Genomic DNA, 14,567 nt, shown 5'->3' with positions numbered 1-14,567 from the left:
GGAATGCTCTCTAGGAGCTTGCTTCAGAAATATTAACGGACTTCCAAACGCGTCAAATAGACAAGCTCGTCCCGCTTCTGTTTGCGGAACTGGCCGGGAGTCGTCCCCGTCCACTTTGAGAACTGCCGGATGAAGCTCTGAACATTATCGTAACCGATACGGAGGGCGATTCGCTCCAGAGAATCCCCTCCGCTGAGCAGAAGGTGCATCGCTTCTTGCTGTCGCAGCACGAACAAGTAATCGCGCGGGGACATCCGGAACGTGCCCATGAATGCCCGGTAGCAATGCCTGCGGCTGTAGCCGAGCCGGCGCGCGATGGATTCCATCCAATTCTCTTCTTTCTCCCGGTCCTCGTCCACTTGGACGGCGACGAACGCTTCGATCTCCCTCGCGATTCGAGCGGGAAGGGAAAGGTTTTCCTTCGAAGCGCCAGGTACCGGCAAGATGCGGTTGAGCTCGCTCTCTAGGAGATCGAGCATCTCGTACAGCGATCGATAGAGCCGGATTCGGGAGGCCCCCTGCGTCATGCGCTCCCGGAGGGCCTGCACGGCTGCGACCAGCTTGCGGTTCAATGGGTGGCCGCGATCAATGAGCAGCAGGCCGGATTCGGCCAACCGTTGCAGGAAGGCAGGGTCGTCGATTTGCACATGAAGGACGAAATAGCGGAGCGGTGCTTCGGATCGGAACGAGTGTAGTCGCATCGGGGGCACGAGAAGGAGGTCTCCTGCTTCCTGGCGGTAGGGGATTCCGCTGATTTCGGTCAGTTGTGTCCCTTCGAGAACGAGGTTGAGCTCGAACATTAGGTGATGCAGGTGCCTACCGCAGGCCCATCCCGCAGGGACGGCGGCGGAGTGGGCTCCATATAGGTACGCTTCCGATTTGCTGTTTGGAAAAGGCACATAGTCCTCCCAATGGTGATCTGCCATTGCAATACCTCCTTCGATCCGAATCATGTCCCAGTTGGTTAACCTTGCTCCCCGATCGGACCCTTTTCGCCCTAACGACTGTTACCGAAGCCGTTTATACTTTTGGGATACGTTACTATTATTCGCTTTTGCGAGCAGTTGCGCAACATTTGAAGGAGGTCAAGGCCGTGAATTTGTTTAAAAGAATGGAGAGCCCTTCCGCCGTGTTCGTTCGTCTGGACTCCGGATGGCGGGCGCTAACGCAGGTTCAGCCCGGAACATGGGAGTCTGAAGGGGTTACGGTTCGTCTGACGAACGATGATGGCCTCATAGCAGTGACTTTGGAGGCGCCGGTGGCTGGGCCGAGAGCCGTCAAGCTCCGGTGGGATGAGCGAGTCGAAGGGAATTGGCTTGTTCTGGGGGATCATTGGGAGCGGGCATACGGCGATTTGGAATGGAGGGGGCTGGTGCCCGAAAGGGTCCTGCCTTGGTATTTCCTGGCTCATGACGGTGTCCGGACGGCAGGCTGCGGGGTGAAAACGGGAGCGGGAGCGTTCTGCTTCTGGCAGCTTGATCCCGATGGTCTGACGTTGACTGCCGACGTCTCCTGCGGCAGCGAAGGCGTTCTCCTAGGCAATCGCATACTGCCAATCGCCGAGATCGTCACGGATCCAGGAACGGAGGGAGAACGGCCCATTGTGGCGGCGCGACGGTTCTGCTCGCTTCTGTGCGACCATCCCCGAATGCCGAAGCAGCCGGTCTATGGCGGAAACAACTGGTACTACGCCTATGGCAACAGCTCACACCGGGAAATTCTCGAGGATTCGAGATTCATGTCTTCGTTGTCCGCGAACGCAGGGAATCGACCCTATATGGTCATCGATGACGGCTGGCAGTCGAAAAGCGGAGGGGGAGCCTGCAATGGCGGGCCTTGGACGGGTAACGGTAAGTTCCCCGATATGGAGCGGCTGGCTTGGGAGATGAAGGAGATTAACGTCAAGCCTGGACTTTGGTGCAGGCCGCTTCTGACAGCGGAGGAGGTGCCGGCAGAATGGATTCGCTATTCGTCGAGCGGTGGCCATGTGCTCGACCCGACCGTTTCCGGAGCGCTCGAGTCGATCCGTGAGGCGGTCCGTACGATGGTCGGATGGGGCTTCGAACTGTTGAAGCACGATTTTACGACGTACGACCTGCTTGGCCAATGGGGATTCACGATGCGTTCCAGGCCGCACGCGCTGCCGCACCCGTTCCGGGACCGATCGAGGACGACCGCGGAGCTCACGTTGGAGCTGTACCGGACGATTGCGGAAGCCGCTGGTGAGGCAGACGTGATCGGCTGCAATACGCTTGGCCATCTGGCGGCAGGCTTGTTCTCAATTCAGCGGACCGGTGACGATACGAGCGGCAAGTGGTGGGAGAGGACGCGCTATATGGGCGTCAATACGCTCGGCTTCCGAATGCCGCAGCACGGAACGTTTTTCAGCCATGACGCGGATTGCGTCGGTCTCACGGCCGACGTGCCATGGGAGCTGAATCGCGAGTGGCTTCGCTTGCTGGCTGGCAGCGGCACGCCGCTGTTCGTCTCGGCGGATCCGTCCGTCTTGACGAAGGAGCAGGAGGCCGAGCTTCGGCGGGCATTCGAACTGGCGGCAGTCGAACGGCCGGCGGCGGAACCACTCGATTGGCTGCACACGACATGCCCGAGCCGCTGGCTGCTGAACGGAGAAGAGACGACATTCGTTTGGAACCAGGTTACCGGGGAAACGTTGGAGGAGAAAGACAACGGCTGGTGGCTGTGAAGATGGAGCAGGGGATCACGCCGGCATGGTTCAACGAAGGGGCTTTGTTCGATCTGGCTGTAAAGGATAAGATTCACTAGAAAAACAAACGCGGGCTTGCGATTATCGGGAGGTTATCTCCCGCCAATACGCAAGCCCACGTTTGTTTCAAAGCCCGTTAAAAGGATATGAAAAGACAGCGATTCAATAAACATTACTATAGGTACGGCAGTTCAGCGATTTTATAATAAATACGAATACGGCAAAGCCAGAGAAATTAATATAATCATCGCAGTAGGCAAGGAAGATCAAGCGCTGCTTGGCACGGAGTCCATTCGGCCGGTGCTGCGCATGGATCGTTGGATGGATTCGAAACGTATTGGCGACATTCACGGGTAACTGCGGGAGGGATGGAAGCATGACGGAGCAGAAGTTGAACCCTGGCGTGGAATTGGATTTGGTTTGGGCGGAAGAGGCTTGGAGCAGGGCGGAAGTGAAAATCAGCCGGAGCGCCCGGACGATCGGAGTCGCCTTTCCGAACGGGACGAAAGACGGACGTTATGTCAGGGGACCTGAGCATGACTGGGTCGCCGGCTTTTGGCCGGGACTGTTGTGGCTTGTGTACCGCGAGAACGGTGATGAGGAACTGCGACGAGTCGCCGAAGCGTGCGAACGGCAGCTGGCGGATACGCTGCAGACCTACGACCTGCTGCATCACGACGTCGGCTTCATGTTCAGCTTGAGCAGCGTTGCCCAGCATCGTCTGGCCGAAGCGTCAGGGCGCGGGGGAGATGCGGACGCGAAGCGGCATGCACTCATCGCGGCCAACCTCCTTGCCGGAAGGTACAATCCGCAAGGCGAGTTCATCCGTGCCTGGCCGAATTGGGACGAAGAGGATCATACTGGCTGGGCGATCATTGATTGTCTGATGAATTTGCCGCTGCTGCATTGGGCCGGTCGCGAGATCAAGGATCCGCGGTACAAGCATATCGCGATCCGGCACGCCGACTCCGTACTGCGCGATTTTCTTCGCCCAGACGGTTCGGTCTGCCATATTTTCCGCTATGATCCGGAGACAGGGAAGCCGATTGAGGCGCTGGCCGGGCAAGGCTACGCGGCGGATTCCGCTTGGGCGCGCGGAGCTTCCTGGGCACTGTACGGCTTCGCGCTCAGCTATCGGTACACGGGCGAGGCGCGGTATTGCGAAGCCGCGCTGCGGGTCGCTCGGTTCTTCGTCGCACGGTTGCCGGAAGACGCCGTCCCTTACTGGGATTTCTTCCTGCCGGAAGCTGGCCGGGAGTTGATGCCGAGAGATTCGTCCGCCGCGGCTATCGTGGCGTCCGGTCTGCTGGAGCTGGCCGAGTTGTTGAAAGCAGGCGAAGGAGCGGGAGTCGAAGACGCCGCTTGGTGCCGGATATCAGCCGAGCGGATCGTCCGGTCGCTGTGCGACCGCTATACGGAATGGGGCGACGAGCATGAAGGCCTTCTGCGGCATGCGACAGGTTATTACTCGCGAGGCGTGTATGTAGACGAATCGCTGATCTATGGCGATTATTTCTTCGTTGAAGCGCTCGCGAAGCTGCGGGGACGCAAGGAGCTATTCTGGTAAACGAAGAAATCGGAGATAAATGGCGCCGATACTAGGGCAGCCTGCGGCGGGAGCTTACGACTTGCTCGATCAGGGGCTCCTTGGCCTGCGGAGCTGCAATTGATATTTTCATAACGAGAGGATGTAGGGGATGAGAGATCCGATGCTGCGCAATCGTACGATCGAAGTGACTGCGGGAGGTTCGCAAAGCAACTATCCGGGCTTCACGTCTATGGCCGTTCAATCGGCGGTAGATGAAGCGACCCGGCATGGCGGCGGCATCGTGCGGCTGGACCCGGGAGTGTATGACGTGTACGGACCGATTCGGTTGACGGATCGGGTCACGCTGGCCGGCGCAGGACCGGAGACGGTACTGCGTAAGACGGATGGCTTCAAGAGCCCGTTTATCGTCGACGCCGACTACGGCGAGCTGCGCGTAGAGGTGGCGGACCCGAGCGGCTTCCGCGTCGGGATGGGCCTGCAAATTTTCGACGACTCCCAAAAATGGGGTTGGGATGAAAGCACGGCGGTCATTACAGCGGTGGACGGCCATGTGCTGCGCTTCGACCGGCACCTGGAGCGCGATTACCGGTCGGACGACGGCGGCATGGCAACGAATGCCTGCTCGATTATCGAGGCGGTGGATGTCGAGCAGGTTCGCGTGCGCGACCTTACAATCGACGGTAACAAGGCAGCCAACGAGCCGATCGGCGGCTGCCGAGCGGGCGGGATCTATCTGAAGAAGGCACGCGATTGCATGATCGAGCGCGTCTTCGTGCACGACTTCAACGGTGATGGCATCAGTTGGCAGATTACGGAGAATATCTCGGTGCTTCACTGCGACGTTCGAGGCTGCAAAGGATCGGGGCTGCATCCCGGTTCCGGCTCGTACTCCTCTCGCGTCAAGGACAATACGTGCAGCGGCAACGGCACGGCGGGGCTGTTCGTCTGCTGGCGGGTCCAGTTCGGCGAGTTCGAGCGCAACGTGCTGGAGCATAACGCCGTGTCTGGCATCTCGATCGGACATAAGGACTCTGACAATTGGTTCGCCGATAACGTCATAAGCTGCAATGGGAATGGCGGCGTTTATTACCGCACGGAGAAAGCATCCAACGGTGCGAACCGCAACAAGTGGCTTCGCAACGTGATCGAGAATAACGACGGATTCGGATTCATCGTGAACGCTGGGTCCGTCGACAATGAGCTGAAGGACAATCTTATCCGCGATACGGGAGCGGGCAGGCAGACGGGGGACATCTGGCTGGCGGATGGAGCAGATCGCTTCCTGGCGAATGTGGAGTAGGCTGGAAAAAAGTGCGGTAGACGCTTGACCCATTCACTGGCGGAACGGGCATAGGAGATTAACGATAGGCGAATTACGACAACTGCAGATTACCGAGGCGGGCTGCGGAGGTATGGGTAAAAAATCAGCGCTTACTCCTGCATTCCCGGTGCGAAGCGTTCCGCGCAGAAGCGGGATCTCGTGCGGATCGCCGATATGGAATAATGAAGAAATAGAAGCAGATTACGAGAGAGACCTTGCGAAGGAGTCTTGTGGAACATGACACATAGAAGAATAGAACCGACCATCTCGTACGTGGAGCGGATGCTTGACGGCACCGATTACCGCAGCATTACATCTTTAATGGAAAATTGGCGCTGCCATGCGGGAGACGCTTCAGGCGCGCAAGCTGCCTTCTATGACGACTCGGCATGGCAGATCGTACAGCTTCCGCACGATGATTCGGCGGAGTCGGATTTCAATGCCGCCTATCCGGCGAATGGGTACGTTCGCTCGGGCGTTTTGTGGTACCGAACGTCGTTCGCTTCTCCGCAGCGGCATGTCGGCGGCAAACGTTACCTGATGTTCGATGGAGCCGCGATGAACGCCGAGGTGTGGGTGAACGGCCGCTGTCTGGGGACGCATCCCTACGCATTTACGCCATTCTGGTTTGATCTTACACCTCATCTTCGTCCCGCCGGGGAGGAGAACGTCCTTGCGGTCAAGGTGGACGCTTCTCTGCAGCCATTTGGCAGATCCTATCAAGGAAACGGACTGTTTCGCCGCGTGCAGTTAATTGTTACAGCCCCCTTGCACATTGACGTATGGGGCGTAGTCGCCAGAACGGAGTCCATCGACTCCGGGGGCGCCGTGATTTCGGTTGCAACGAACATCTCCGTGGGCCGTTATCCCGAGACGAAGTGGAACGCTTTTGTCTGGCAAGGGAATGGAATGGCGAAGAATAACGAGATTAGCAAAAACTGTCGATTACGAACGACGATCCTCGATCCGGAAGACCGCGAGGTGGCCGTAGCCGAGTCTGAGATGACCGTGCCGCAGTTCGGCAAACATCGGTTCGAGCAACGGATGCGCGTGTCCAAACCCGCTCTTTGGAGTCCGGATCAGCCGAATCTGTACCGGGTCCACTCCGTTCTGTTCGTCGAGAACGAGCCGGCTGACGATGCGCTGACCCCGCTTGGCATTCGCACGTTATTGTTTACTGCCGGGAACGGCTTCGAGCTGAACGGAGTCGAGATGAAAATCAAAGGCGTCTGCCTGCACCAGGACGCGGCGATTTTCGGCGGGGCAGTTCAGACGCCTACATGGGCGAACAGGCTGGCCATGCTGAAGGAAGCCGGCTGCAATGCGGTCCGCACGTCGCATCACCCTTTTCCGACGGAATTTTATCATGCGTGTGATTACCTCGGGATGATGGTCATGGACGAAGCATTCGATGAATGGCGATTAGGCTGGGACCGTGGTTATTCGGACTCGCCGTATGGCAAGAACGTCTACGGATATTATCTTTACTTCGACCAATGGTACGAGACAGACCTTCGGGCGATGCTGCGGCGGGATCGCAACCATCCGAGCGTCATCATGTGGAGCGTGGGCAACGAAATTCCGGATCTCTATTTCGACGAAGGAATCCCAATCTTGCGCAGGATGGTTGAGATTTGCAAGGAGGAGGACGACACCCGGCCCGTGACCGTATGCGCGGAAGGCAATCACCTGCTGCGATTGCGGGAAGGCATCATGGATCTGGTGGACGTGCCGGGGTATAACTATGTCGCCAGCCGGGAAGGCGACGCGTACTACGAACATTTACACGCCGAGCGTCCGAATCGGGCTCTGCTCGGCTCAGAGACTGAGTTCGAGCCAGAGCATTGGAAGCGTATTATGCAGAATCCCTACGTCATTGGCCAATTCCTGTGGGTCGGCATCGATTATTTGGGAGAAGGCGCCGACGTGCTCGGCGAGGACTCCGCGCTAGGCAATACGTTCGATATCTCCGCGCTTGCGGGAGGGCGCCGCGGTTGGGGGTTCGGGCTCATCGATTCGGTCGGCACACCGCGAGGAGAATACTACTTCCGCCGAAGCATCTGGGACGATGTGCCGTTCGTTCGCCTCGCCGTCAGGCAACCCGTTCCCGCTGCCGGCGAAACGTACGCCTACATGAATTCACAGTTTCACTGGAACTGGAGCGAAGGCGAGCGCAAGAAGGTATACGTCTTCACCAACTGCGATGTGGCGGAGCTGTTCCTGAACGGGCGTTCGCTCGGAGTATTGGCGAAGGATACGGAGAATTACCGTGCGATCGAGCTGGACGTCAACTATGTTCCCGGAACGCTTACTGCCGTCGGCCTGAACGAAGGGCAGCCAGTATGCGAGGACACACTGGTCACTGCAGGAGGCGCGGCGCGGCTGGAACTGAGCTGCGACAGTGAAGGGTTGTCCGCGGACGGACGGGACTTCGCGGAGCTGCGAATTGTTGTTGTCGACAAGGATGGCCACATTGTGCCTGACGCTGCGCATTTGATTTCCGTCACGGTACAAGGCAGCGGAAGCCTGCTCGGCGTTTATTCGGCGGACGTGACGAGCAGCGAGAGCTACCGTTCTGCGGGCTGCCGCGCCTACCGCGGAATCGCCGCCGCCATCGTGCGCGCGGGACGGGATCCGGGAGCGATTGCCATTGAAGCTTCGGCTCCAGGGCTATCTTCAGCGAGTTGGATGTTGCCTTGTGTCAAGCATGAATAGGCTTGCTCCAGCCGATAACAACCAGCGATTCCATCGCATACGCATCCGTCAAGATAGAGCAATATACATATCCGTGAGATGAAATGGGAGGATAAGGTGAACCTATTGCCGGACTTTAAGATCGCTGCGCAACAAATGTTGTTTTGTTGGAATACGGATAACGATCAGGCCGTACTTGAACGAGATGGACGCATCGTGTGGCAAGGAAGTCTGCTGCCTTCGTTTGAGCTCTCGGATGAAAACGGACAGACTCATTATACGGATGCGATTATCTCGAATGTGTCAACCTTTTCGGATTCTCGCTATGAGATCGCGCTTGAATTCGGTAAATTTGGAAGAGGCTCCCTTCAGGTGAACACCGAAGCATGGGGAATCCGATTTTCCAGTCTGGAAGTCGTATGGCATCAGCCGACCTCTATCATAGCGCTCTATTTTGGAACGAAGGAAATGACGGACATACAACGCCGGTGCGCACCATCGCTTGCCAAGCCCTTTTGGCCGAACTGGAAAGCGGAAGGGTACTGCCTGCCCTGCGCAGGCACGAATCCGACGCGCAGCTTTTGGCGTTTTTTTGATATGGGCGATTCGCTGCTGCCTCTGGGCAGCTTTGGCGATGCGATGGGAACATCTTATGCGGCTGCTTACCCGAGGCCGCTTTATGCTGCAGCGATGGGTGGAGGTGACGGATGGCTGTCGCTTGGACCCGGAGCGATCCCGGATGCGGCGCTATCGTTGCAGTTAAAATCCGCCACTGCTTGTATGCAGTATTTATATAGGGAGGATTTGTGGGAAGCGCCTGACCTGCTGAATCGAAGATGGAGCGAACCGCTCAGACTTGCCTGGGGGATGAATGGATTCGATGCCTACGACCGGCTGTATCAAACTTTTCCGGTGAGCGGTCCTAAATTGCCCATTCAAGCAAAATCGTTTGTATGTACATGGGGCGATTTCAAGGAAGGGCAGTTTGATCTAAGAGCCATTACGGAACGGGTTTCGCGATCGGCCCCTGCCGATATGATCGTGCTCGACGAATATTGGGAAACATGCGACAGCAGTGGAATTCCGGACTATAACCGGTTTCCGGAGTTTGACAGGGACATTGCGCATATGAGGGCAGAAGGCTTCGAAATTGCAGTTTGGCAGTCAATCGGCTGGATTGACCAGCCTGAGGCGTTTGGCCTGACCGATAAGGATCTGTTGTGCGGAATGGACGGGAAGCCGAGGCACTGGCGATGGTCGGGAGATCCGATATACGGTCAGTCCTATCATTACTGCCTGGATCCCAGCTCGGAGCGGACCAGATCATTTCTAACCGAACGTACCAGGACCGTCATCAACCGGCTGAATCCTGCAGCGCTGAAGCTGGATTTCGGCTATGGCTTGCCCGGGCCGGACGTAAGCGTGCCGCGTTGTCCGGAATTGCGGGGAGAACGGCTTTGCTCGGAACTGCTCCAAATCATTACGGACGCGGCAAAGGAGGCAAAGCCGGATATAGCAATTATCTATTACGGGCTGCATCCGCTGCTGCATGATCACTTCGACGTGATCAATATCGATGATCTAGGCGACGCTGGAGATAGTGCGAAATATGAGGCTCTTGGGCACAATCAGCGCTGCATGTGGTCGGCACTTGCGGCGCGCCATGGCATGTTGATCAATACATCGACAGGCTATTACTGGGAGACGTTGGAGCAGATTTTACTCAACACCGCCGTTGTCGGCACCAATGGCTTAACGCTCGGAGCTATCGATCGCACCGGTAAGGCGATGACCGATTCACAGCGGCTCCGCTGGCTTGCTCTGGACAGGTGGCGCAGGCCCGGCAGCGGCTGGTCTCCGTTATGGCTTGACGCCGATTTCGGAGATGTGAGCCGCGAGCCGGTCATAAGGTCATGGGGACGGGTGGAAACTCATCAGGGCGGTGACAGGATAACGGCTCTCGCATTACGGCATGCGTCAGGCGATGAGATGGCTTTTCCACAAGTGTCCGGTATCCGTTTCACGGGGGAGTGGGCGCTTATCGCTCAAGACAGTGAGGACATCTGGCAATGCTCCAAGCTCGTCTGTATCCCGTTTGCGCCAGGTGCTCTTACCATTGAGGGAGCCTTCGAAGCTGTTATTGAATTCCGTCATCAAGAAGAGCGTACGAGTATGGCTTCGAACTCCGATCATAACGGAAACATGACCGTAAACATAAGTGGTAATGAACTTAATGAGATCGTCGGATTTATGCTCGTACGACAATAAAAAACGGTAAGGGCTGTCCAGGCGGGCAGCCCTTTCGTCATGTCTATCAACAAAATCCTATCATTGATTTTTTGGAACTTCGCACACTTGGATTCGAAGCGATTTGGGTCGTAATCTTTTTGAAAGCGCTTTATAATAGGGTGGTACGATCTGTATACAATCACAAATACTGGACTTTTGAGAGGGGTGACAAGGGATGGAGCATCTCGGATTCGGGCAAATCCCGGCTTACAGTAGATGTGACGGCGACAGCCGATATCGGCTGTATATGAACGGGGTCTGGGTATCGGGCGGCCCTGCTAAAGGTAACGGATGGAGCCATACGGGCCGGCATGCCTACGCTGATCGTACTGCCGAACGGCGAGATCCGCGAATCGGACAAAGGCGGTAAGCTTGAGGCGAGAGGCAAGCTTGATTGATAGAAGTTTCTCACAGAGGAAGCCTTCATGCTTTTTCCACAGATAAGATGCCGAATTTTATACGCAAGGGGCGGCTCGAAATGAAGATTTTTCGAAAACAACAGTGGAGAATGACGATATTTCCGAAGCTGATCATAGCCTTTCTGCTTGTGGTCGCTCCGATCTACGGAATCGGTCTTTGGATGAATCAGCTAGGCGAGAAGAGCGTCCGCGAGGAGCTGTCGAAATCGCTCCAGTCGCGGGTCGATTTCTACCTGAGCTCGCTTGAGGCAGGAAATGAGCAGATGAGTGGGCTGCTGCAGCAATATGCTATAGACAAAGACATCCAACACGCCGCATTTATCAGCAATACGATGTCGATCGGAGCATGGACGGAGACGGTGCAGAGCATCCAGGACAAGCTGCAGCAGATCAAGTACTCGAGCCTCTATATCAAAAACGTAAGCGCTCATATTCTGACGCTGAAGCGCACGATATCGAGCAACGAAACGATCAGCGACACGATTAATCCCGATTATGAGGCTGTTGCCTCCGTAGCCAAACTCCGGGGCGTCGGCAATTATTACTGGAAAGACCGGCTGTTCATGGCGGTAGCCTATCCCGGCTCCGATCTGCCGAACATGAAGGAAACGTTCGCGCTTTCGATCGAGATCAACCAGGAGGCGATGAAGCAGTCGCTGGAGAACTTCTCCGACTACCAGAACGCAGGAGCGATGCTGGTCAATCCGGAGAACGGCTGGAGCCTCGGCAACCAAACAGACGAAGGAATTACGAATGAGCTTTTGAACTACTTGAAAAACCGTCCCGAGGACAGCGCAGATGAAGGCTATAAGCAAATTTCAGCGGGAAACAGCTCCTATTTCGTCGCCTATAAGCGCTCGCCTACGTTTGGTTACTACTTGATCGCCTACGTGCCATCGGTCGAAATGCTCGGTCCGATCTACAAATACCGGATACTGCTATGGCTGCTGTCGTTTGTCTCGCTCGTTTTTATCGTCGCCTACTCTTACTGGCTCTATCAGCTCATCCGGAAGCCGCTGCATCGGATGATTACTGGATTCCGCAAGGTAGAGGCGGGAATGATGGAGCCGATTCCGCTGCCCAAGTCTCGCGATGAGTTCCAATACCTGTTCCAACGATTCAACATGATGACGAACAATTTGAAGGTGCTCATCCAGGAAGTGTACGAACAGAAGCTGCGCGCCCAAACGTCGGAGCTGAAGCAACTGCAGTCGCAGATCAATCCGCACTTTCTGTATAATACCTACTTTATCCTATACCGCTTGGCGAAGATGCACGATAATGACAGCGTAATCCGGTTCAGTCAGCATCTTGGGGAGTATTTCCAATACATAACCCGCAACGGCTCCGATGATGTGCCGCTCGAAGCGGAGATTAAGCACTCCCGTTCGTATGTAGAAATTCAGAGTATCCGCTTCGCCAAGAGCCGCATTACCGTCGATTTCAGCGAACTTCCCGAAGGTTGCGGGGATATGCGGGTACCGAGGCTCATCCTGCAGCCGTTCATCGAGAACGCGTACCAGTACGGGCTCGAGACTAAGCGCAGGGATGGCAGAATCGCCGTGAAGATGACTGAGCGGGATGGACAATTGCTCATTTCGGTCGAGGATAACGGCGAGCAGCTGACAAACGCCGACCTTCAGCAGCTCGAAGCGAATTTAGAGAAACAGCGCGCGGGTATGGAATATACCGGCATGCTGAACGTTCACCGCCGGCTGCAGATCCGGTTCGGCGCCGAGTATGGCGTGTCCGTCGCCCGCAGCGAAATGGGCGGCATGAAAGCGACATTGAGGCTGCCGATGCCCCAGTTCTAGGGTAAAACTGTAGAACCTTCAGATAATTTAGACGCGAAAGGAGATTGAAAAGCCATGTACCGGTTGTTGATCGTAGATGATGAGCCGATTATCGTTGAAGGCTTAAGCGAGCTATTCTCGCAGTCCGACTATCCATTGGAGGTCTATCAAGCGTTTGACGGACTGGAAGCGCTGGCGGTCGCGCGGAAACTGCGCATCGACATTCTGCTGACGGATATCGAAATGCCAGAGATGAACGGCATCGAGCTGCAGAAGGAGGTGCTGCGCCTTTGGCCTCGCTGCAAGTCGATTTTCCTGACCGGCTATAACGAGTTCGGCTATATCCAATCGTCTATTCGCGGAGGAGCGATCGATTACGTGCTGAAGACAGAAGGCGACGATTCGATCGTTGCCTCTGTCAAGAAGGCGATTCGTGTCATTGCCGAGGAAGTGACCTACGAAGGCCTGATCGAAAGCGCTCGCTCGTCCCTTAAGTTGGCACTGCCGGCACTGCGCAAGGAGTATTTGACCGGGCTGCTGGAAGGGGAAGCTTCGTCGTCCGCCACGCGGAGAGAGCGGTTCGCACAGTTTGAAGTGCCACTCGATTCCGACTTGCCAGTCGTCATGGCCGTCGCCCGGATCGACCGCTGGCGCGAGGATAAGGCGGTAGGCGATAAGATGTTGTTCGCTTATTCAATCAACAACATCTTCGATGAATTCGTAGCTCTGGAATTCCACCTGACGTACTTCAGAGGCAATCACGAGCGGCTGATCTGGCTGCTGCAGCCGAAGGCGGAGTCGGTGTATCGCCAGGCGATCGTCGGGAATGCGCAGCTGCGCACAGGCGCGGAAGTCGATCCGGAAGCCCGCCTGCACGCTTACTTGCTTGGGATGCTCGAATCGGTGCAAGACGCTTGCAGCCGCTATTTGAAGCTCGCGTGCTCGTTCGTCGTCTCCAGCGAACCGTTCGAGTGGGACATACTCTCGTCCAAATATGAACGGCTGTCGCAGCTGTTCGGCCGCGGACTTGGACTCGGCAGCCAGATGCTGCTGTCGGACGACCGCGCGAAGGAAAGCGGAGAAGAGAAGGCGCGAAGCAAGGTCAAACGCATCCGGATGCTCGACCAATACTTGATGCAGAAGGAACGGGCGAAATTCGAGCAGCTGTTCGACGAGATTACGGAAGCCGTCGGCGAGCCGGCTACGCTGGATACGGGTTTGCCGCTCGAGGTGTTCTACGAGCTGTCCGCGATCTTCATCCCGCATTTGAATCGGTTCGAAGCTCTCGGGGACGCCCGAGGTCACGCCATCCCGGGCAAGCTGTTCTCTATCCGTGAGCATCGTTCGTGGAGGGAAGCTTCCGGCTTTTTCCGCGAGCTGGCCGAATTGCTGTTCGAACGCATGGAAGGCGGCAATGAGCAGGAGACGAGCGAAGTCGTCGAGCAGCTTCATCAATACGTGGAGGAGCAAATCGATGGGGATCTGTCGCTGAATCGCCTGGCTGAGCACGTCTATTTGACACCTTTTTACCTCTCCAGATTGTATAAGCAGAAGACGGGCCATACCATCAGCGACTATATCACGGGGAGGAGAGTCGAAATAGCGAAGCGGATGCTTGGCGAGAGCAACCTTAAAATTCATGAGATTGGAATGCGGATTGGGTACGATTCTGCATCCTATTTCACCCGGTTTTTCAAAAAAACGACATCATTGACGCCTCAGGAATACCGCGATTCGCTCAAGTAGATATGAAAGGATAAGGAATGTAAACGGTTTA

10 protein-coding genes are annotated in these 14,567 nt (G+C 56.2%); 9 read left to right on the top strand and 1 reads right to left on the bottom strand.

Annotation, left to right across the window (positions count from 1 at the left end; genetic code table 11):
• Positions 1–32: 32 nt before the first annotated feature.
• Positions 33–926, bottom strand: a complete 894-nt coding sequence (locus tag FHS17_RS20910; protein WP_167280379.1) for a helix-turn-helix domain-containing protein — start codon at positions 924–926, stop codon at positions 33–35.
• A gap of 167 nt (positions 927–1,093) precedes the next feature.
• Between FHS17_RS20910 and FHS17_RS20905 the strand changes: the two genes are divergently transcribed.
• From FHS17_RS20905 to FHS17_RS20865, 9 genes are all read left to right on the top strand, one after another.
• Positions 1,094–2,704 carry an alpha-amylase family protein gene (locus tag FHS17_RS20905; protein ID WP_167280378.1) on the top strand — a complete coding sequence of 537 codons (1,611 nt, stop codon included), beginning with the start codon at positions 1,094–1,096 and terminating at the stop codon, positions 2,702–2,704.
• Positions 2,705–3,101: 397 nt separating this feature from the next.
• Positions 3,102–4,292 carry a glycoside hydrolase family 88 protein gene (locus FHS17_RS20900; RefSeq protein ID WP_167280377.1) on the top strand — a complete coding sequence of 397 codons (1,191 nt, stop codon included), beginning with the start codon at positions 3,102–3,104 and terminating at the stop codon, positions 4,290–4,292.
• Positions 4,293–4,422: 130 nt separating this feature from the next.
• Complete coding sequence (locus FHS17_RS20895) at positions 4,423–5,574, top strand: right-handed parallel beta-helix repeat-containing protein (RefSeq protein WP_167280376.1); 1,152 nt, start codon at positions 4,423–4,425, stop codon at positions 5,572–5,574.
• 112 nt (positions 5,575–5,686) lie between these two features.
• Positions 5,687–5,836, top strand: coding sequence for a hypothetical protein (locus FHS17_RS20890; protein ID WP_167280375.1), 150 nt, complete (start codon positions 5,687–5,689; stop codon positions 5,834–5,836).
• Complete coding sequence (locus FHS17_RS20885; protein ID WP_167280374.1) at positions 5,833–8,310, top strand: glycoside hydrolase family 2 TIM barrel-domain containing protein; 2,478 nt, start codon at positions 5,833–5,835, stop codon at positions 8,308–8,310. The genes FHS17_RS20890 and FHS17_RS20885 overlap by 4 nt, the downstream gene beginning before the upstream one ends.
• Positions 8,311–8,406: 96 nt before the next feature.
• The gene (locus FHS17_RS20880; RefSeq protein ID WP_167280373.1) at positions 8,407–10,557 is read left to right on the top strand and encodes an alpha-amylase family protein; all 2,151 of its coding nucleotides are present in this window, start codon (positions 8,407–8,409) and stop codon (positions 10,555–10,557) included.
• Positions 10,558–10,753: 196 nt separating this feature from the next.
• Complete coding sequence (locus FHS17_RS20875; protein ID WP_167280372.1) at positions 10,754–10,948, top strand: hypothetical protein; 195 nt, start codon at positions 10,754–10,756, stop codon at positions 10,946–10,948.
• A gap of 108 nt (positions 10,949–11,056) precedes the next feature.
• The gene (locus FHS17_RS20870; RefSeq protein ID WP_167280371.1) at positions 11,057–12,811 is read left to right on the top strand and encodes a sensor histidine kinase; all 1,755 of its coding nucleotides are present in this window, start codon (positions 11,057–11,059) and stop codon (positions 12,809–12,811) included.
• A 54-nt stretch (positions 12,812–12,865) separates the two neighbouring features.
• A complete protein-coding gene (locus FHS17_RS20865) occupies positions 12,866–14,536 on the top strand; it encodes a response regulator (protein WP_167280370.1) in 1,671 nt (556 codons plus the stop codon).
• The last annotated feature ends 31 nt before the right edge of the window (positions 14,537–14,567 follow it).

The organism is Paenibacillus lupini (genome assembly GCF_011761355.1).
In the GTDB taxonomy this organism is placed as follows: Bacteria; Bacillota; Bacilli; order Paenibacillales; family Paenibacillaceae; genus Pristimantibacillus; species Pristimantibacillus lupini.
This window is presented reverse-complemented; position numbering and strand designations above follow the sequence as displayed.